The organism is Streptomyces sp. NBC_00536 (genome assembly GCF_036346295.1).
Taxonomy (GTDB): Bacteria; Actinomycetota; Actinomycetes; order Streptomycetales; family Streptomycetaceae; genus Streptomyces.
The window spans coordinates 1,162,065-1,182,762 of the sequence record NZ_CP107819.1; the positions used below are offsets into that span (position 1 = coordinate 1,162,065).

General features: G+C 70.8%; 15 protein-coding genes. 8 read left to right on the top strand and 7 right to left on the bottom strand.

Annotated elements, in window-relative coordinates; genetic code table 11:
• The 4 genes from OHS33_RS04890 to OHS33_RS04905 form a co-directional block, all read right to left on the bottom strand.
• The gene (locus OHS33_RS04890) at window positions 1-2,274 is read right to left on the bottom strand and encodes an NHLP family bacteriocin export ABC transporter peptidase/permease/ATPase subunit (protein WP_443065224.1); all 2,274 of its coding nucleotides are present in this window, start codon (window positions 2,272-2,274) and stop codon (window positions 1-3) included.
• The gene (locus OHS33_RS04895; protein WP_330329133.1) at window positions 2,271-3,077 is read right to left on the bottom strand and encodes an HlyD family efflux transporter periplasmic adaptor subunit; all 807 of its coding nucleotides are present in this window, start codon (window positions 3,075-3,077) and stop codon (window positions 2,271-2,273) included. The genes OHS33_RS04890 and OHS33_RS04895 overlap by 4 nt, the downstream gene beginning before the upstream one ends.
• A gap of 99 nt (window positions 3,078-3,176) precedes the next feature.
• Window positions 3,177-3,416: a hypothetical protein gene (locus OHS33_RS04900; protein ID WP_330329134.1), complete on the bottom strand. Its 240-nt coding sequence runs from the start codon at window positions 3,414-3,416 to the stop codon at window positions 3,177-3,179.
• Window positions 3,417-3,798: 382 nt separating this feature from the next.
• A complete protein-coding gene (locus tag OHS33_RS04905; protein WP_330329135.1) occupies window positions 3,799-6,921 on the bottom strand; it encodes a hypothetical protein in 3,123 nt (1,040 codons plus the stop codon).
• 265 nt (window positions 6,922-7,186) lie between these two features.
• On the opposite strand from OHS33_RS04905, the gene OHS33_RS04910 reads away from it, so the two are divergent.
• The 6 genes from OHS33_RS04910 (at window position 7,187) to OHS33_RS04935 (ending at window position 13,772) form a co-directional block, all read left to right on the top strand.
• Window positions 7,187-7,585 carry a hypothetical protein gene (locus OHS33_RS04910; RefSeq protein ID WP_330329136.1) on the top strand — a complete coding sequence of 133 codons (399 nt, stop codon included), beginning with the start codon at window positions 7,187-7,189 and terminating at the stop codon, window positions 7,583-7,585.
• Entirely contained in the window at window positions 7,582-9,534 is a 1,953-nt protein-coding gene (locus OHS33_RS04915; RefSeq protein ID WP_330329137.1) for a GMC family oxidoreductase, read from the top strand. Before OHS33_RS04910 ends, OHS33_RS04915 begins: the two co-directional genes overlap by 4 nt.
• A 39-nt stretch (window positions 9,535-9,573) precedes the next feature.
• Window positions 9,574-11,433, top strand: coding sequence for a peroxidase family protein (locus tag OHS33_RS04920; protein ID WP_330329138.1), 1,860 nt, complete (start codon window positions 9,574-9,576; stop codon window positions 11,431-11,433).
• 100 nt (window positions 11,434-11,533) lie between these two features.
• On the top strand, window positions 11,534-12,277 hold the full coding sequence (locus tag OHS33_RS04925; protein WP_330329139.1) for a TetR/AcrR family transcriptional regulator: 744 nt from the start codon (window positions 11,534-11,536) through the stop codon (window positions 12,275-12,277).
• An 84-nt stretch (window positions 12,278-12,361) separates the two neighbouring features.
• Window positions 12,362-12,688 carry a hypothetical protein gene (locus tag OHS33_RS04930; protein ID WP_330329140.1) on the top strand — a complete coding sequence of 109 codons (327 nt, stop codon included), beginning with the start codon at window positions 12,362-12,364 and terminating at the stop codon, window positions 12,686-12,688.
• Window positions 12,689-12,698: 10 nt separating this feature from the next.
• Entirely contained in the window at window positions 12,699-13,772 is a 1,074-nt protein-coding gene (locus OHS33_RS04935) for a M14 family metallopeptidase (protein ID WP_330329141.1), read from the top strand.
• A 66-nt stretch (window positions 13,773-13,838) separates the two neighbouring features.
• On the opposite strand, the gene OHS33_RS04940 is transcribed toward OHS33_RS04935, so the two are convergent.
• Genes OHS33_RS04940 through OHS33_RS04950 form a run of 3 tightly spaced genes read right to left on the bottom strand, consistent with a single transcriptional unit; the run spans window position 13,839 to window position 16,330 of the window.
• Entirely contained in the window at window positions 13,839-15,239 is a 1,401-nt protein-coding gene (locus OHS33_RS04940; protein ID WP_330329142.1) for a hypothetical protein, read from the bottom strand.
• Window positions 15,240-15,245: 6 nt separating this feature from the next.
• Window positions 15,246-16,019, bottom strand: coding sequence for a hypothetical protein (locus tag OHS33_RS04945; protein ID WP_330329143.1), 774 nt, complete (start codon window positions 16,017-16,019; stop codon window positions 15,246-15,248).
• Between the two features lie 32 nt (window positions 16,020-16,051).
• Window positions 16,052-16,330 (bottom strand): ABC transporter permease, encoded by a 279-nt coding sequence (locus tag OHS33_RS04950; RefSeq protein WP_330329144.1) that lies wholly within the window; start codon window positions 16,328-16,330, stop codon window positions 16,052-16,054.
• Window positions 16,331-16,617: 287 nt separating this feature from the next.
• Between OHS33_RS04950 and OHS33_RS04955 the strand changes: the two genes are divergently transcribed.
• Both OHS33_RS04955 and OHS33_RS04960 read left to right on the top strand, forming a co-directional pair.
• Window positions 16,618-17,559, top strand: coding sequence for a cyclase family protein (locus tag OHS33_RS04955; protein WP_330329145.1), 942 nt, complete (start codon window positions 16,618-16,620; stop codon window positions 17,557-17,559).
• 148 nt (window positions 17,560-17,707) lie between these two features.
• Window positions 17,708-20,587, top strand: coding sequence for a SpoIIE family protein phosphatase (locus OHS33_RS04960; RefSeq protein ID WP_330329146.1), 2,880 nt, complete (start codon window positions 17,708-17,710; stop codon window positions 20,585-20,587).
• Window positions 20,588-20,698 lie beyond the last annotated feature (111 nt).

The window sequence follows — 20,698 nt, forward strand, 5'->3', positions numbered from 1 at the left end:
TCAGTGCTCCTCGACCAGTCGGGCGTACGGGCCCCGCGCGGCCAGCAGGTCCTCGTGCCGCCCGCGTTCCACGACCGTGCCCCGGTCGAGGACGACGATCTCGTCGCTGTCGCGTACGGTGCTCAGCCGGTGGGCGATGACCACGCAAGCGCAGCCGCGGCGGCGCAGGTTGTCGATGATGACCTGCTCGGTCACCGCGTCCAGGGCGCTGGTCACTTCGTCGAGGACCATGATGCTGGGACGGCGCACCAGCGCCCGGGCGACCTCCAGACGCTGGCGCTGGCCGCCGGAGAAGTTGCGGCCGTCCTGCTCGACACGGCTGTGGATGCCACCGGGGCGGCGGGCGACCACGTCGTGGACGGCGGCGTCCTCCAGCGCGGCGACGACGGCCTCGTCCGGGATGGAGGGGTCCCACAGCGTGACATTGTCGCGGACGGTTCCTTCGAAGAGGAAGACGTCCTGGTCGACGAAGGAGACGGAGGCGGCCAGCGCGCCGCGCGGGATGTCCTCCAGCCGCATCCCGTCGATGCGGATGGCCCCTTCCCAGGGGGTGTGGAGGCCGGAGATCAGCCGGGAGACGGTGGACTTCCCGCTGCCGGAACCGCCGACGAGCGCCACCTGCTGTCCGGGGCCGACCGAGAGCGAGAAGTCCTTGAGCAGCGGGGCGTCCAGCGGGCTGTAGCCGAAGGTGACGCGGTCCAGCTCCACATGGCCCTTGAGGCGGCGGGTGCCGGTGCCCGCGGCGGGCTCGCGCCGCGAGAAGACCGGGTCGACGGGAAAGTTCTCGACGTCCTTGAGGCGGGCGACATCGGCCGCGAAGTCCTGGATGCGTCCGGCGACGCCGCCCAGGCGGGAGATGGGCGCGGTGAAGCTGGTCACCAGGGCCTGGAAGGCGACGAGCAGGCCGACGGAGAGATGCCCCTCCACCGCCCGCAGGCCTCCGATCATCAGGATCAGCGCGCTGTTGAGGCCGGCCAGTGCCGGCGCGACGATCGCCAGCCACGCACTGGGCACGCCGAGCCTCTGCTGCACGTCGAGGGTGACCGCGTGCTGTCCGGCCCAGCGGCGGAAGAAGGCGTTCTCGCCGCCGGTGGCCTTCATCGTCTCGATGAGCTGGAGACCGCTGTACGAGGTGTTCGTCAGCCGGGCGCTCTCGGCGCGCAGCTTCTGCGTGCCGGTGGCCCTCAGGTGGATCACGATCCGCATGGCCACGACATTGAGCAGCGCGATCAGCACGCCGAGGACGGTGAGCTGGGGGTCGTACGTCCAGAGCAGCACCGCGTAGAGCAGGACCACCACGGCGTCCACGCCCGCAGCGGCCAGGTCACGGGCGAGGGTCTCGGCGACGGCGTCGTTGGACTGGAGGCGCTGGACCAGGTCGGCCGGGCTGCGCTGGGAGTAGAAGGTGACCGGAAGTCTGAGCAGGTGCCGCAGGAAGCGGGCGCTGCCCAGGGTGGCGGAGATGATCCGCCCGCGCAGCAGATTGGCCTGCTGGAGTGCGGTGAGCGTCGCGGTGAGCACCAGGGTGACGGCCATCGACGCGAACAGCACGCCCAGCAGGGACGTCTGGTCCCCCATGAGGAACATGTCGATGTACGTACGGTTCAGTGCGGGCACCGACGCGCCGACCGCCACCAGCAGCAGGCTGGAGATCACGACGGCGGCCATGGTGCCCGAAGTGCCGCGCAGGCGGGCCGGCATGGCGCCCAGGACGCCCGGCCTGCGGCCGCCGCGGCGGAAGCCGTCGCCGGGCTCGAAGGTGAGCACGACACCGGTGAAGCTGGTGTCGAACTCGTCCATGGAGACGAACCGGCGCCCCTTGCCGGGGTCGTTGACGTACACGCCCCTGCGGCCGAAGCGGCGGCCCGTGCCGTCGTAGACGACGTAGTGGTTGAACTCCCAGAAGAGGACCGCCGGGGCGCTCACCCCGGCGAGCGCGGCCAGGTCCATCTGCATGCCCTTGGCCTTCAGCCCGTAACCGCGGGCGGCCTTGAGCAGGTTGCTGGCGCGCGAGCCGTCGCGGGAGACGCCACAGGCGATGCGCAGTTCCTCCAGCGGGACGAAGCGGCCGTAGTGGCCGAGCACCATGGCCAGGGCCGCGGCACCGCACTCCACCGCCTCCATCTGCAGCACGGTGGGGGTGCGTACGGTCCTGGGCGTCATGCCCTTGGGGGCGGGGGCGGGCTTGCGGCGCGTGCCGCCCCTGGGCTCGGGGCGGTGGCGCCGGCGCCCGGCGGGCGGCAGCTGGGGCGCCGCTGACCGCTGGGCGGTCACGGCAGCAGCCAGTCGACGGGGCGCTGCGCGGCGAGGTGGACGGCGCCGGTGACCGGCGTCGTCGAGTCGACGGCGTACGGGGGCCCGTCCGCGGAGGACCACTCGTAGCCGGAGGTGGTGGCGGAGGAACGTTCCAGCTGCACGAGCACCGCGACGGGGTTGCCGTGCCGGGAGAATTGTCCGGCGAGCCCGCTGTCGCCGAGGAAGCCGCTGATCTGTGCCGGCGTCTGGGGCGCGCGGCCGACCGCCTTGACCCGGCCGTGCAGCACGCCGAACCGCTGCCGCGGGACGGACTGGACGCTCAGGTCGACCGGGGCGCCCACCGCGATCGTCGAGCCGTCGCCGCCCGGCACGTACAACATGGCCACCAGGGGCTCGTCCTGGTTCTTCACCCGTTCGACGGTCGCGACGTCCGCACCGGTGGCGACGACCGAACCCACCTTGGCCACCAGTGTCGTCAACCGGCCGCCGGTCACCACGCGTACGGAGCGGTCCCCCTGCTCGGTACGGACGGTGAGCAGGGGTGCACCGGCGGCCAGCAGTCGGCCCTCCTCGGCGAGGACGCCGGTCACCTGTCCCGCGACCGGACTCTGCAGTACGTAACTGCCCTCGGCGTGGGTGAGGATGCCGGGTGCGCTCAGCTTGGAGGACACAGTGCCGGTGAGGGCCCAGAAGCTCGCGGCAGCCATGACGATGACGGTGACGGCCAGCACGAGCCGCCCCTGCGGGCGCGCGAAGCGTACGGGCAGATCGAGTTCCTCGGGCGATTGCAGCTGGGAAAGAGCCTTTTGGCGAAACTGCACGGACTATTCCTTCAACTGCGTTCGTATCGGCCGGGCACGCGGGCGCCCATGAACCCCGGAGCCGTGGGGGATGATCCGGGGTTCATGGATTTATCCCGATCAGAGACCGGCGTGACCGGGGTTCACCGAAACGCCGGTGATGCCCGAGACCAGGCCGGGGACGTGGGAGACGAGACCGGTCGCGGCCTGGACGGTGTGGAGGGAGCCGACGACGCCCACGACGTCACTGACGTCGCTGGTCACGGCGCCGACCAGGCCACCGGACACGCTGATGATGCCGCCGGAAACGGCGTCCAGCTCGGCGTCGGCGATCTCACGGGTCTCGATGTCGTTACGCATAATGCGCACCTTTCATTTGTTGGGGGGATTCAGCGGCGGCCCGGCTGACCGAAAATTGGCCACCATTCTTTCGACGGCCGCAGCGGGCAAGATGAAAGCACGCGAACGGGCCACCCAGCCAATCCGGCCGGCTCCCCCTCACTCATAAACGGCCGCCTCGGACGACCGGTGTGGCGTTTCATTCACCGAATGGTGACAAGTTCTCCGCAAGATCGAGTAACAGATACGGGCGACCCGTCACCCACACGGAATCAAAGGGACGAACACAAGCGAAACGCATGGGACAAGTCCGGCATTTCGCGGAACCGCGCAGGCCGATCACCCCGCCACGCACACGATGTGCAGATTTCCCGAAAGCACGTGGCGTGACGGGCCCGTCACCTCAAGGGCTCCAGCCCGTGACCTGTCCGTGAGTCCTGCACGCCGCCGCGGTGTCGGCACGTTGACCGCTCAACGTCAGCCTGTTACCCGATGCCTTGTCCTTCAGCCTCTTCAACTGGTCGTCCAGGTCCTGCTGGGCGCTCTTCGACAGCACCCAGCCCAGGGGTGCCTGTGTGCCGGGGCCCCGCACGTTGGCGAACGGCAGATAGTTGGCGCAGCCGAACGCCTCGTAGGCCCGCTGGCGTACGTTCGCGTCCGTCGTGTTCACCGCTGCCGCCTTGCCCTGGACCGGTACCAGGAGCTCCCGCGGCCGGCCCGGCGAGGGGGCTGTCGCCACGCTGTTGTAGCCGTTGTCGATCTGGACGAGCACCACCTCCACCGGGCGGGCCGGGACGGCGCCGCCGGTGGCCTTGCAGCCCACCACGGCCGGGCCGCCCTTCACCCGTTGGTTGTGGCAGGCGATCACCCGGTCGAGCCGCTCACGCAGATCGACGGCGGTCATGCTGCCGGTTCCTTCGACATAGCCTCCGTCGACCACGGACAGCCCGGTTCCCGGGTACCCGCATGTGCCGTCGACGAGCCTTCCGGAAGGGGTGATCCAGGGGAAGCGTGCGGACAGCAGCGCGGCGGTGGACCGGTTGACGTCCTGCTTCCCGCACAGGAATCCGCCGCGCAGGTCGATCAGGGTGGGCCCGCCCACCTGGGGTTCTTCCTGACTGGCGGCGGACCGGCGGGGCTGCTCGGGGCGCTGCGTACAGGAGGTCGCCCCGACGGGCCGGTCGAAGGCGCCGAGCTGGACGGGGGAGGTCAGCACCCGGCATCCGCTTTCGACCGCGGTGCCGTTGAGCAGCGCCAGCGGTGTCCAGCCAGCGGTGGCGGTCCGGGTCTGCCAGGTCGCGTAGAACGGGTCCTTCAGCTCCTTCTGCCGGTGCTCCCAGGACTGCTCCAGCACGGCTGCCCGGTCCTTCCCGCCGAAGCCGATGAACGCCCGCGGCAGGTCGACGTACGCCAGCCAGGCCACGGCTCCGGACAGGTGATCGTGCCCGAAGACCTCCTTGTGGCTCGGGGTCCGGCCCGGGACATCGGGTGCGGTCCGTGCGATCCAGGACATCGCTCCGAGGCTGCCGCCCGAAATGCCGCTGGCGGCGAAGACCGGGGCCCGTCCGTCCGACGGGGTGCACCCGGACCCGGCAGCCGGCCGGACGGGCCCCGGGGGGAACAGCTCGTCGAGCACGGAGCTGGTCCAGTAGGCCGCACGGACACCGCCACCCGATGCGGCGACGATCACCAGGGGCACGGACGGGTTGGTCCGGGGATCACCCGCCACATCGGCGGGGGACGCCGCCGTCGCGCAGTTGGCGGCGGCCCATCTCTCGAACGCCGCGTCCAGGTCCATGCCGTTGGACAGAACCGGTGACCCGGCCTCGGCCTTCCGGATGCGCACCTGGTGATGGCCTTGCTGGTCGACCACCGAGGCGATCAGGAACCAGGCCGCCAACAGGACGAAGACGGGGGTGCGCTCCAGCGTCAGGGCCCGGAATCCCGGGACCGGTGTGGCCCGTTCGGACCACCGCTGCAGTTCGTTCAGCCCTACCAGCGCCAGGCCGAGGAACACCGACAGCACGGCCATCGGGCCCGCCCAGACCGGCAGGTTCCATGTCCGGTCCCAGATGAGCGTGGCGACCGAGGACGCGACGAACAGCCCGCAGACGAGGGAGAGTACGAGATAGAGGCCGGACCTGCTGTGCCTCCTCGACGGCGGCATCGCCCAGCGCCACCGCTTCCAGTGAGCCCACTTCAACAGGTACGGCAGGACGAGCCCGGTCAGGGCCGCGAGCAGTCCGAGGAGGATGAGGAGGGCCGCCGGCCAGCGGCGGGGGCCGACGATGGCCGGCGCCACGGCGGAACGTACGGCGAACACCCCGAGGACCAGCAGCGGCAGCGCGGCGAGCAGCCGTGCGGTGGTCCTCAGACTCCTCCGCCGCCTGCCCGTGATCATGTCGGCGCGGTTCTGTGTCGTCCTCCTGGCCTTGGCGGCCCCGGCGACCCGCTGCGCGTCGGACCCGAAGGTCGCACCTCCGATCCAGGACAGGAAGAAGACGAAGCCGAGGACGATGGCGAGTCCCAGTAGGCCACGGGCGAGGGTGAAACCCAGGGCCGCGCTGACGAGTGCCGCGCCCAGCACCCACCACTGTCCGACCGGGGCCAGCGCCTTGTCCTGGGTGAGGGCCGTACGGTGCACGCTGCGCCAGAGCAGGAGCGAGAGGACGAAGACCGCGACCGGTGTGGCGACCGCGGTGGACATGTGGTCGAGCAGGCCCAGCTGGATGTCCGGCACCTGATCGGTCCCGACTCCGGCGATGAGCAGCAACAGCACGGCCGATACGAAGACCTGCACGCGCAGGACCCCGAGGTTCTCCCGCCAGGGCAGCGTCGTCAGCACCCTGGTGCGGGCGATCAGCACCAGTAGCAGCAGCGCGGCCAGACCCACCAGGGCCCACTTGGCGACGGCCGACCAGCCCACGATCTGGTAGAGGTCATCGATCCGGTCCGGTGTCGTGCCGTGCGCGGACAGCCTCCATTGGCTTGTGTCCTCCACCGCTTCCGCCAGCAGCAGAGCACCGATCAGGAGCCGACGCCGGGAGGGCGCGGCGGCCCAGAGCAGAGAGACGCTCGTCGGGTCCACCGGCTGGGGGATCAGGGCGCGGAGGGCGATCAGGGCCCGGGAGAGCAGCAGGAGGTACAGCAGGACGAGAACCGCGTCGATTCCGACGTACCAGCGGATCAGCAGTCGCGCCTCCGCTCCCCCGGTCGGTGGGGTGAAGACCCGGCGGTGTCCCCCGCTCGTGAACGCGTCGAGGCAGGACTGCACGCGCGGACCCGGATCGGAGCCCTTGTCCGTGTCCTGGGTGATGAGCGGCTTCTGCCGGTCGGGGAGGGTGCTGAACCAGACGCACCAGGCCGTGCGCGCCTCCGTACGGGCTTCCTCGGAGCTCGGGTCGAGCGAGACCAGACTTCCCCAGGTCGCGGACGGGGATCCCGGTGCCTCGATCCGGCCGAGACCGGCGTCCACCCGGCCCGCGGCGATGAAGAGGACCGTCAACAGGACCAGTGCCGGCGCCACCCACCACCGCATCCTCTGTGGCCACCGCTTCACTTCCTCGGGCATAAGGGCGCTCCCACTCGGTCGACACGCCCCATCGTGGTCACCGGTGGTGATCAGGGGTAAGCCGCCGAACGGGTGCGCCTCGAAGCCGGCCGGTCGGTCGGCCTCGACATGCAAGCGCAAAGCCACCCCACTACTATCGCTATGGGGTAATTCATGTCATTCAAGTTCATTCCCGGGGGCTAGTTGTGCCGCAGAAGCCGCTGCACTCCAGGGAGACACCATGGCCAGCCAACGCGCTGCCCGCCGTCCGGCCTCGGTTTACGCACTGGCCGGCATCCGGCTCTTCAACGGCATCACCGGACTGCTGACGCCCACCGTGCTCATCCGGCGCCTCGACCCCGACCGCGACCTCAGTCCGGCGGCCGTCTACGCATTCCGGCTCTTCGGGATCCGTACGATCCTGCTCGGTCTCGATCTGCTCACCAACCGCGGCCAGCGGCTCCAGGAAGACCTTCGTGAGGGCGTCCTGATCCACGGCAGTGACACCGCCACCGCCGCTCTGCTCGGTATCCGCGGCCAACTGCCGCCCCGCACCGCCGCCTTGACCACACTCATCTCAGCGGTCAATACGACCCTGGCCGCCAGCGCGGCCGGCTTCGGGAAGAGGAAAGGGAAGTGACCACGGGGTCCGGTGCCCCGCCGGCCGAGACGGGCTTCGACTACATCGTCGTCGGCGCGGGCGCCGGCGGTGGACCGCTGGCGGCCAACCTCGCCGCCGCGGGCATGCGCGTCCTGCTCCTCGACGCGGGCGGCGCCGAGGAGAACGACAACTACCTGGTGCCCGCCTTCCACGCCGATGCCTCCGAGGACCCCGTCCAGCGCTGGGACTACTTCGTACGGCATTACGCGGACGAACAGCAGCAACTGCGCGACAGCAAGCTCGTACCGGGCAAGGGCATCCTCTATCCGCGGGCCGGAACCGTCGGCGGCTGCACCGCGCATCACGCGCTGATCACCGTCTACCCGTACAACCGCGACTGGGACGAGATCGCGCGGGAGACCGGTGACGCGTCATGGCGCAGCGATGCCATGCGCCGGTACTTCGAGCGGCTGGAGCGCTGTACGTACCGCCCCCGACCCAAGGAGCCCCCCGGCAATCGGCTGCTGGCCGCCCTCCTGGAGCTTCTCCCCTTCGTCGGGGCCCGGTATCGCAACGACTCACGGCACGGGTTCGACGGGTGGCTGCCGACCCATCTCGCCGACCCCGAACTGATCATCCAGGACAAGGAGTTGCTGAAGGTCATCCTGTCCGCCGCCGAGGACACGCTCGTCGGCTTCCTCGGTCGGCCGCTGTCCCCTCTGGAGGGGCTCGGATCCTTCGTCGATCCCAATGACTGGAGCGTGCAGACCGAGGGCCTGCAAGGGCTGTGGCAGATCCCGGTCTCCACGGCCGACGGCCGGCGCAGCGCCGCCCGCGAACGCGTGCGGGCCGTACAGCGCGGCCACCCGGACAACCTGGTCGTCCGGACGAACGCACTGGTGACGCGGGTCGTGCTGGACGAGGACGGGGCGGCGACCGGGGTCGACTACCTGGACCAGCCGCACGCCTACCGCGCCGACCCCGGAGCCCAGGACGGCGCCCATGACGGTCCCGCGCCGCCGGCCTTGCGCAGGGCGCTCGCCGGCCGTGAAGTGGTCCTGGCCGCGGGGGCCTTCAACACGCCCCAACTGCTGATGCTTTCGGGCATCGGGCCGCCTGAGGAGCTGGAACGGCACGGCATTCCCGTACGCGTTGCGCTCCAGGGCGTGGGCGCGAACCTCCAGGACCGGTACGAGATCGGCGTGGTGAGCCAGATGGACCGCGCGTTCCCGGTCATCAAGGACTGCGACTTCCACGCGCCGCGGCCGGGAGCCGAACCGGACCGCTGCTACCGGGCCTGGCAGTACGGGGAAGGCCTGTACACGACCAACGGCGCCGTCGTCGGCATCACCCGCAAGTCCCGCCCGTCGCTGGACGCCCCCGACCTGTTCGTCTTCGGCGGCCCCTTCGACTTCCGCGGCTACTACCCCGGCTACTCACGCGACCTGACCCGCCACCGGGACCGCTTCACGTGGGCCATCCTCAAGAGCCGGACCCACAACACCAACGGCCGGGTGCGACTGCGCTCCGCCGACCCCCGGGACACCCCGCTGGTGAACTTCCACTCCTTCGCCGAGGGCACGGACGACGAAGCCCAGGACCTCGAAGCGATGGTCTCCGCCGTGCAGTTCGTCCGCGGTATGAACCGCGGCGCCGCCTCCGTGATCCGCCAGGAGCTGTGGCCCGGCGAGGAGGTCGCCGGCACCGAGAGTGTCCGCCGCTTCGTACAGGACGAGGCATGGGGCCATCACGCGTCCTGCAGTTGCAGGATGGGCCGGGCCGACGATCCCTCGGCCGTCGTGGACAGCCGGTTCCGGGTGCGCGGTGTGGACCGCCTGCGGATCGTCGACGCCTCGGTCTTCCCCCGCATTCCCGGATTCTTCATCGCCCTTCCGATCTACATGATCAGCGAGAAGGCGAGCGACGTGATCCTCGGCGACGTGTCGCGCACGCGAACCGCCGTGGCCACATCGCGACACCCGACCTGACCGGGCCCCCACACACAGCAGCATCCGAGGAGCACCACGATGAGTACGCAACGACGCGCCGCCCCCGGGCGGTCCGGCTCCGGATACCGATCGTCCCTGCCCTGGCGGATCATCATCCGCATCGCCGAGTTCGTCGACCGGCGCACCGGCTGGAACAACCTGGCGGTCACGCCCGGCCTGCTGGTCCTTCTCGGGCTGCGGGTCAAACTCCGGCAGAAGAACCTCCACGACACTTCCCGACTGCCCTCCGTCAATCTCCCCGAACCCGCGCCGCCCTCCGAGAGCCACCGGGTCAACCGGACCGCCGACGGCAGCCACAACGACCTCGACGAACCGCGCATGGGCATGGCGGGGACCCGCTTCGGCCGGAACATCCCGCTGGACAAGATCGTCCCGGCCACGCCCGAGAGCGTGCTGTCGCGGCCGAACCCGCGCGAGGTCAGCCGCGCCCTCCTCACCCGCCACGAGCTGATCCCGGCCGAGTCGGTCAACTCCCTGGTGGCCGCCTGGCTGCAGTTCATGGTCCACGACTGGTTCAGTCACGGAACCAGCCCCAAGGACCGGCCCTGGGACGTCCCCCTCATGGACGACGATCCGTGGCCGGACCGCCCGATGCTGATCATGCGGACACCGGACGACCCGACCCGGGACCCCCGCTCGCCCGCCGGGACTCCCGACACCCATGTCAACGTCTCGTCCCACTGGTGGGACGCGTCCCAGATCTACGGGACGGACGAGGCGGAACAACTCCAGCTGCGCACCGGCAAGATGGGCAAACTGCACCTCTTCGACAACGCGTCGAGCCCGCTCTCCTCCGATCCTTCCCGCGACCCCTCGCGCATGCCCGGCTTCTGGCTGGGCCTCGTCATGATGCAGAACCTGTTCGCCCACGAGCACAACGCGATCTGCGACCATCTGCACTCCGCCTACCCGTCCTGGAATGACGAGGAGCTGTTCCAGCGGGCGCGGCTCGTCAACGCCGCGCTCCTCGCCAAGATCCACACGGCGGAGTGGACACCGGCCGTCATCAGCCACCCCACCACCGTCAAGGCCCTGCGAGCCAACTGGTGGGGCATCGCGGGCGAGCGCGTCCACGACCTCTTCGGCCGGATCTCGGAGAGCGAGACCGTAAGCGGCATCCCCGGCAGCAAGACGGACCACTACGGCATCCCGTACTCCCTCACGGAGGAGTTCGTGGCCGTCTATCGCATGCACCCGCTCATCCGCGACGACTGGCACCTGCGCTCCGCCACCGACGACTCCACCCTCAGCGAGTGCACCTTCCGCGACATCGCCGGGCCCGAGGCGCTCAACGTACTGAAGACCAAAGGGATGGCCAACCTGCTCTACAGCTTCGGCACCCTCCACCCGGGACTGGTGACCCTGCACAACTTCCCCACGTTCCTCCAGGACTTCGAGCGCCCCGACGGAAACCGGCAGGACCTCGCTGCCACGGACATCCTGCGCAGCCGGGAACTGGGCGTCCCCCGCTACAACGCGTTCCGGCGACTGCTGCGGCTGAAGCCCGCGGCGAGCTTCGAGGAGCTGACGGACAACCCCGTGTGGGCCAAGGAGATCAAGCGACTCTACGACGGCGACATCGAGAAGGTCGACCTGACGGTCGGGATGTACGCGGAGAAACTCCCGGCCGGATTCGCCTTCAGCGACACGGCGTTTCGCATCTTCATCCTGATGGCCTCGCGCCGGCTGAACAGCGACCGGTTCTTCACCGACTACTACACCCCCGAGGTGTACTCCAAGGCCGGCATGGCCTGGATCGACGACAACAGCATGATCACCGTCCTGCTACGGCACTACCCGGAGCTGCGCACGTCTCTCGCCGGGCTGAAGAACGCGTTCGCGCCCTGGCACACCGCCTCCGGCGGCACACCCTCCTGACGGGCGCCTCGCGAGCGGCGGCAGGATATTCCGTACAATTATGGACTATATTTGGTTGGTATCCCTACATGCGCAGGTCGCCCGTGAGGGGAGTACCGACATGGCCGAACAGGACGTCCCGGAGAGGCGGGGGCACCTGAGCCGCCCGCTGGTGCTCACCGCGGCCGTCGCCCTGGTCGACCGGGAAGGGCTCGCCCGGCTGACCATGCGGCGCCTCGCCGTCGACCTGGGCGTGGAGCCGATGGCCATCTACCGGTACACCGCCGGCAAGGAGGCCCTGCTCGACGGCCTGGTCGAGGCCTTCTTCGCCGAGGTCAACGACCGGCTGCGGACCTCGGCCGAAGAGATCCGCGCCGACCGGGGGATCACATCGGGCGACGCGCCCTGGCGCGCCGAACTGCGCCGGATCGCCCGCGCCTTCGCCGCCGCGGTGCACGCCCACCCCGAGATCCTGCCCGTGGTGGCCACGCGCCCGCTCAGCGTGCCGGTGGCCCGGCGCCCCGCGCCGGTGCTCAGGCTCACCGAGCACATCCTCGAAGTGCTCGGGCGGGCCGGCTTCGACGACGCCACGACGCTGACGATCTACCGCGCGTTCGTGGCCTGGATCCTCGGCTGCCTCCTCGTCGACAAGCGCCAGACGGTGGACAACCCCGAGGAGCCGGACCTCATGCTGCGCCTGGGGCTGCACCGGATGCCCGCCGCCGAGTACCCGCGGCTGCGCGCACTCGTCCCGCGACTGGCCGATTACGACGACGAGCAGGAAATGATCGCGGGCCTCGACGCCCTGCTGAGCCGGGTGCCCGAGGCGCCCCTTGACTCGTTCTACGGCGGAAGCGCAGGCTGAGGGTACAAGGTATACATCGGACATACACATCGGACATACACGTACCGCTGATGTGAGCCCGACGGCGCCCGAAGGAGGCCCGTCATGTCCAACGAGTACACGATCCTCCGCGTCCGGGTCACGGTGAAGGACGCCGACACCCTGCGCGCGCTCCTACGCGATACCCGTCCCGACGTCGGCGGGCGGGTCGGCCGGGATGAGGACGGCAGTCTGAGTTTCGACGCCTACGTATCCCCCGAGAAGGCCCGGGCCCTCCCCCGCGAGGGCGTGACGGTCAGGACCCTGGACGGCGACGCCGCCGCCACCGGACGCGCCCGGCAGGCCGAGGTCGGCGAGGGAGACCGGTTCGCTCCCGCGGACGCGGTTCCCCAGGGACTCGCCCTCAAGGTGCAGGACACCAAGTACGCCTAGGAGGGACGCCATGCCGTACCTGAACATCACCGAGGTCGAGTCGGCCGTGACCAGCCTGGCCACCGCGTTCCCCGACACCTGCGACCTCATCGACCTGCCCGAGCGCTCCTTCGAGGGCCGGGCCGCCCACGCGCTGCGGATCGGCGCCGCCCAGCGAGGGGCCAACGACGCCGTCGTACTGATCGGCGGCGCACATGCCCGGGAATGGGGCAGCTGCGAAATCCTCGTCAACCTCGCGGCCGACCTCCTGCACGCGCGGAGCGGCGGTACGGGCCTCGCCTACGGCGGTACGAGCTTCAGCTCCGCCCAGGTGCGCGGCATCCTCGACGGACTCGACGTCGTCGTGTTCCCGCTCGTCAATCCGGACGGCCGGCACTACAGCCAGACCGTCGATCCGATGTGGCGCAGGAACCGCGATCCGGCCCAGTCCGGCGGCGACCCGCAAGCGATCGGCGTCGACATCAACCGCAACTACGACCACCTCTTCGACTTCGGGACCGCCTTCCACCCGGACGCCCCGGTCCGGGTCTCGACCGACCCGGGCGACCTGGATCAGGTGTACCAGGGGCCCAGCGCCTTCTCGGAGCCCGAGACGCGCAACGTCCGCTGGCTGCTCGACGCGTTCCCGCGGACCCGCTGGTTCGTCGACGTGCACAGCTACACCCAGGACATGCTCTATGTGTGGGGCGACGACAACAACCAGTCCATCGATCCGAACAGGAACTTCCAGAACCCCGCCTTCGACGGCAAGCGCGGACTGAAACAGGACCTGCTCTACGCGGAGTTCGTCCCGAAGACCGATGCCGACGACTCCGCCGTGCTCGCCGAGCAGTTCTGCAAGGCGCTGAAGGGCGTCCGGGGCAAGGTGTACACCCCCCAGTCCGCCTTCGACCTGTACCCGACCTGCGGAACCAGCGACGACTACGCCTACGCGCGCCACATCGTCGACCCGCAGAAGGGCAAGATCCTGGCCTTCACGGTCGAGTGGGGCAAGAGCTTCCACCCGCCGTGGGCGGAGATGGAGAAGATCGTCCTCGATGTCGACGCCGGGCTCGTGCAGTTCTGCCTGACCGCTCGCACCTAGTGCCGTGACGTACGTTGAGGCGCCCGCCAGGCGGGCGCCTCAACCGCGCCAGGCCCACGTCCAGGCCTATGCGGTCCGGTGGTAGAAGAACGGGTCGATGGACGGGGGTACCCGCGTCACGTTGTCCAGGTCGAGCAACTGGTGGCTCACGAAGTCCGCGTGGCGCTGGTACGTCACGCCCTCCGGGAAGTTGGCGTGGTCGGGCGTGTTGTTGCCCGAGAACACCCCGTAGAAGTCGCGGCCGACCGTGAGCAGCCGGATGTAGTCGCCCAGGAACGGCAGGAAGCCTGCCACGGGCACATTGGCCGGCGCCTGGTGCAGCACGTGGCGCTCCGGCGGGGTCTGCCAGTCGTCGGCCGTCAGCTCCAGCACCGTCGCCCACTGCCCCTGACCGAACTGCTGGTAGGCCAGTCCGAGCAAGCCGTCGGTGTTCACGGCCAGCGCCGGGTTCTTGGCGTTCGTGAGGGTACGGGCGTCGTCCGACCAGGCCTGTCCGAAGTCCGCCGAGTGGCGGACGTGCAGGATGCAGCCGACCCCCGCCGACGCGCCGACGCGGTCGCACCAGGCCACCCGGACGCGGGCCGCGTCCGTGGGGTCCACCGCGATCGCGAGATCGCCGCCGAGGCGCTCCTGGCCCATGAACACGTTGAACTTCTCGACCCGCTCCGTCGCCACGCGCTGGCCGATGGCCGAGTCGTCGGCGTCCTTCAGGTCCTGGAAGGGGTTCGTCCCGACGCCTCCGCCGTCGTCACGGGTGACCACGACGTCGAAGGTGACGTTCACGATGTCGCCGCCGCCGTTGGTGGCGTTCTGCCAGCTTTCGAAAGCCGCGTAGACCGTCCCCTCGGGGTGGAGTGCGATCCGTACCGGCGGCCCGTCCTGGCCGTCCGGGGTGCGCTGTTCGACGCGGTTGCGCGCGAATCCGGCGGGCGCCGGCGCCGTGCGGGCGTCGTCGGAAACGTCCACGGCGGCGCTCCTGGGGCTCCGCCCCAGGTCGTTGTTGGCGACGTAGACGCGGTCGCGGGTGACTCCGTTGACCTCGAAGCTCCCGGCCACGACGGACGGCTGGTCCGGCCTGTCCCGGGAGACGAGGACCTCCATGGGCGCCGTCGAGGAGATGCCCGGCGAGCGCAGGATCTGCATGCGCAGGATGTCCTGCAGGGAGGCTTTGGCGTTGAGGATGCCCGCGTAGAGGGCGCCGCCCTTGGACGCGAAGCTGACCGAGATGTCCCCGGTGCCCAGCGTCGGGGTACCGCCGGGGACGATGCTCCTCAGGATCCAGCTGTCGCCGCCGTCGGTGGATACGTAGACCGGGGCGAGGGAGCCTCCCATCGGGTCAGGGGTGAACGCGGTCGCGACCACCTCGTTGGGGTGCTCAGGGTTGACGGCGAGGTCGGGCTCGGCGTCCTGGGTGCGGTCGCCGCTCAGCGCGACGGGAGTGATGTTGACGATTTTGAGCGTGGGCATGTCCGCTCACCTCCGTGCCGCCTGCAGCGTTTCAAGCTTCTGCACCGGCTGGTAGTCATCGGGGTGGAGGATCTGGAACGGGGCCCACTCGGCCAGGGCGCCCTCGGTGGCGTGCAGGAACCACATTCCCTCCTGCGAGGCGTGCGGCTTCGGCGCCTGGAACCAGCGGAAGTCCCGGCTGTTCGGGTAGAGCACCGTGATCGGCCCCTCGGCGACCTCCCCCTGCTCCACGTGACCCACGTCGAGCCGCGCGAGCCACCAGTTGGGGGCGTGCTCCGAGACGTTCTCGGCGCTCGCCCGCTCGCCGCCCGCCCGGCTGGGGCCCGCCTGCTCCAGGCCCACGACGACGCCGATCACGACCGCGTCTGCTGCGTCGGCGTGCGTGACCATGTCCTCGTCCTCGATATCGCGCTCCAGCGCGGAGAAGGGCATCGCGTCGGCGGTTCTGGCGGCGCGGGAGAGGTGCGGCTGGACCGCGTCCGCGGGCAGCCGTCCGACCTCATGGACGGCGAGTCCCCGGCCGTAGACCGTTCCGTCGGTGAAGAACGCGGCCGCGTCGCCGACGGCCGGCGGGTCGAGTTCCGCCGACAGCTGTACGGTGACCTCGCTGCCGGCGAGCTTCTTGAAGGCGTCGGGCGCGTGCAGCACCGCGTCCACCTGGACCACGGCGGTCCGTTCGTCGACCGGTACGTCCGCCACTCGCGCGTCACCGAGCCGCGTGACCGTACCGACGAAGCTCAGCGGCGTCTTCCGGATGAGTTCCCTCACGTCCTCAGGCATGGCGATCCTCCTCTCGCCTCAGCCCGGCTCCGCTACCGCGAGGCGAGCGCGCCGGCTGGGTGGGTTCTGCGCCACTCCATCCGCGCGCCGAGGGCGCACAGGACGGTGACCAGGGCCGTAACGGCCACGATGAGCCACTCAAGGGCGCCGCTCCCGGAATCGGGCTCGACGCCGAAGAGGAGCTCGATCCAGTCGCGCCAGACGAGCGTGACCAGGAAGAGCAGCCCGGACAGGGTTCCCAGGGCGGTCTCCGCCCAGAAGCGCGTGCGGACCGGGCCCACAGGGTGGTGCTGGAGTCTGTGGAGGGCCATCGCGCGGCCTCCCCTCTGTGACTGTGCCGGTGCGTCTCCCGTGCGGGGCACCGGCTCGGGGCAAGGGTTCGGGTCGCGGAGCCGCGACCTCGCCGCCGCCGGCGCCCGTCAGAGGGAGCGGAGCGGCGTATACCTACGATGCACACGTACTACGTCCAGTCTCCGCGCGCCTGCAAACCCGGTCAAGGCCCGCCGGACGGCCCCGCGGGTGTCCGGCCGCTGCCGGGAGCGGGTAGGGATGCGGAAACGGCGGGTCGCCCCGCCGCCCGCCGAGACTGGAGCGCCGCATGCCCGTGAGCACCGACCCCGCCGGGGTTCCCCGGGTGTCCCGGCGGGAATTCGACGCCCTCTTCGACTCGGTCCGTACGTGGGGGCGCTGGGCCGCGGCCGACCGGGGCGCCTGGAACCGGGTCACCCCGGATCATGTGCGGCGGGCCGCCGCCCTGGTCCGGGACGGTACGGCGGTGCCCCTGGGGCTGCCCTGGAACACCCGGCCCGGCCCGGACAACGCCAAGCCCGCCCTGCACTACATGTCCGACCTCGGCGATGTGGAGCCCCCGGAACCTGCCACCCACAAGGACTTCCTCGCCGTCGACTACCACGGCAAGGCGGTCAGCCACCTCGACGCGCTGTCGCACGTCGCCTACCGGGGGCTGCTCTACGGGGGCATCCCGGCGCGCGAGGTCATCGGCTCCGGCGGTGCCCGCTTCGGCTCGGTGGCGGCGCTGGGCCCGCTCGTGACCAGGGGCGTGCTCCTCGACCTGCCGGTCGTCCTCGGGACCGACTGGCTGGAGCCCGGACACGCGGTCCACGCCCGTGACGTCATCTCCGCCGAGCGGGCGCTCGGCGTCGCGATCGACGAGGGGTGCGCGGTTCTGCTGCGCTCCGGCCGGTTCCGGCGCCGCCGCGAGCTGGGTCCCTGGGACGTCGACGCGGCGAGCGCGGGTTTCCACGTGGACGCGATGCCCCTGCTGGCCGAGCGGGCGATCAGCCTGCTCGGCGCGGACGGGGACAGCGACGTCCGGCCCTCCCCGGTCGAGGGCGTCCACTCCCCCGTGCACGCCCTCGCCGTCGCGGCCATGGGGGTGCCCCTGCTGGACAACCTGGACCTGGAGGCGCTGTCCGCCGCGTGCGCGGAGGCGGGGCGCTACGAGTTCATGATCGTCGTGACGCCCCTCGACGTCCCCGGCGGGACGGGATCACCGGTCAATCCGGTCGCTCTCCTGTGAAGCGTGAAGCGTGAAGCGTCAAATAGCCGGGAGGCAAGTAGTCAGGAATATACTCAAACCTGACTGATTCGACTCATCGCACGGAGCGACCGCGGATCATCGCTCGGAGCGACCGCGGACGCGCCGGGCGGTTAGGGAAGTGATGCAGATGGGGGTCACGGGAGAGCAGATAGGCCCCGCACGCTCCCGTGAGCGGTTCCTGGTGGGCGAGTCGGTCGAGACCGGCGTACGGAGCCCGATCCTGAATTCGTGGCTGCGCTGCCGGATGCTGGGGCTGTCACCGGACCAGACCGAGCTGCCGTACCGGGACGACTTCGATCCGGACAGCCGGCTCGTACGGGCGGCCCGTCCGGTCCTCGACCAGTTGCAGTCCCGGTTCTCCGGGAGCCGGATGAACGTCTCGGTCGCCGACGCGGACGGCACGGTGCTGCAACGCCGCTTCGGCGATCCCTCCCTGGCCCGGAGCCTGCCCCCCATCCAGCGCGTGCCCGGCTTCGTCTTCGCCGAGCGGTTCGGCGGGACCAACGGCATCGGCCTCGCCCTGGCCGAGCGGGGCCCCATCCAGGTCTACGGCGCGGAGCACTTCGCCGAGCGCGCCCAGTCCAACGCCTGCTGCGCCATACCCATCCGTGACCAGCTCAGCGGGCGCATCGCGGGCGTGCTCTGCTTCGGGTACCCGCACGCCTACGAGCATCCGGCCCTCCCCGTCCTGCTCCGACGGGCGGCCGAGACGATCGAGCGGCGGCTGACCGAGCAGAGTTCGGCGCGCGAGCGCGGGCTGCTGCGGGCGTACCTCGATGCCGAACGGCGCGGCCTGTCGGGCGGGGGCGCCCAGGACGGGCACCACACCGGGCCGACCGCCCCGGCCCTGCGGTCCGGGTCCGGGTCCGGGTCCGGGTCCGGGTCCGGGTCCGGTGGGCTGAACGGGCTGGACGGCCTGGACGAACTGGTCGATCTCGAACTCGACCCGCACGATCAGGCGATCCTCAAGGAGAGGGCGACCGAGCTGATCTCCTCGTCCCGGCGGGCGGCCGTCGACGTGGTGCTCCCCCACGGCCGGGAGGCCACCTTGCTGAGCCGCCCCGTCACGAGCCGTTCCGGGGTGGGGGGAATGGTCGTCGAGGCCGTGCTCAGCAGCGACACCGCTCCGGTCCATCACCTCTCCGTCGCGCCCCGCCCCGTACCCTCCCGCGCCGGACCACCGGCCACCGGACCGTCGCCTGCCGGACCGCCGGCCACCGGATCACCGTCCGCCGGATCGCCGCCCCCCGGATCGGCACCCGCCGTCGGGCCCCGCCCCCGCATGGTCCGCGGCCTGGTGCTCGTGGGCGAGCCGGAGGTCGGCAAGTACGCCGTCGCGGCGCGGCGCCGCCTGGAGCTGCTGGCCGAGGCCAGCACGCGCATCGGCACCACCCTGGACGTGAACCGCACCGCCCTGGAACTCGCCGAGACGGCAGTCCCGGCCCTGGCCGACTACGTCACCGTGGACCTGCCCGAGGCGGTGCTGCGCGGCGACGAACCCGCCGGTCCCGGGACCGACCTGTACCGGACGGTGGTCCACGGCATCCGCGACGACTGCCCCTTCCACCCGGCCGGACAGCACGTGGAGCTCGGCTCCGCGAACCCCGTCCTGCGCTGCCTGACCGAAAGCCGCACGTTCCTGGAACCCGAGCTGAAGTCCGCGGCCGGCTGGATCGCACAGGACCCCGATCGCGCCCGGCGGATCATGGCGCGCGGCGTGCACTCCCTGATCGCCGTCCCGCTGCTGGCCCGCGGCGTCCTCCTCGGCATCGCGAGCTTCTACCGCGCGCAGGACCCCGCCCCCTACGGGGACGACGACGCCCGGCTGGCCCAGGAGCTGGCGTCCCGCGCCGCCCTGTGCATCGACAACGCCCGCCGGTACACCCGGGAGCACGCCCTCGCCCTGGCGCTCCAGCGCAGCCTGCTCCCGCGCGGTCTGCCCGAGCAGGGCGCCGTCGAGGTCGCCCACCGCTATCTGCCCGCCGAGTCGGGAGTGGGGGGCGACTGGTTCGACGTCATCCCCCTGTCGGGGGCCCGGGTCGCCCTCCTCGTGGGCGACGTCGTCGGCCACGGGCTGCACGCGGCCGCCACGATGGGGCGGCTGCGGACCGCCGCGCGCACCTTCGCCGAACTCGAACTCGCGCCCGACGAGCTCCTCACCCACCTGGACAACCTCCTGGTGCGGCTGGACCGGGAGGAGGGCGACGACCACACCACGGGCAGCAGCACCGGCATCGTCGGCGCCACCTGCCTGTACGCCATCTACGACCCCACCTCGCGGCAGTGCACCATGGCCCGGGCCGGCCACCTTCCGCCGGCCCTGGTCCGTCCCGACGGCACCGTGACCTTCCCCGACCTGCCCGCCGGTCCCCCGCTGGGTCTGGGCGGCCTGCCCTTCGAGACGGCCGAGATGGAGCTGCCCCCGGACAGCACGCTCGTCCTCTACACCGACGGGCTCGTCGAGGACCGCCACCGCGACATCGACGTCGCCCTCGACGCGCTGCGGCAGGCGCTGGCCCATGCGGGCCGGAGCCCCGAGGAAACGTGCCGGGCGGTCATGGCCGCCATGGCGCCCGAGCATCCTCGCGACGACATCGCCCTGCTCGTCGCCCGTACCCACACCGTGCCCGCCGACCGGATCGCGACGTGGGACCTGCCGACCGATCCGGCGCGGGTGTCCGGCATCCGCGCCGCCGCCACCCGGAAGCTGTCCCAATGGGGCCTGGACGAACTCTCGTTCACCGCCGAGCTGCTGCTGAGCGAGCTGGTCACCAACGCGCTGCGCTACGGCACCGAGCCGATCCAGGTGCGCCTGATCCACGACCGCGCGCTGATCTGCGAGGTCTCCGACGGCAGCAGCACCGCCCCGCACCTGCGGCGGGCGGCCACCACGGACGAAGGCGGGCGCGGCCTGTTCCTCGTGGCGCACCTGGCCCAGTCCTGGGGCACCCGCTACACACCCCGCGGCAAGGTCATCTGGGCCGAATGCGCCCTTGATGCGACGTAACAGCCGTTGTACGGGCAATTGCTGCTTTCCTGCCAGTAGCATCCTGCCTGTCCCACCCTCCGAGAGGGGGATCCGAGGTCGGCCCCGGAGACATCCGTGCATGACGCTCAC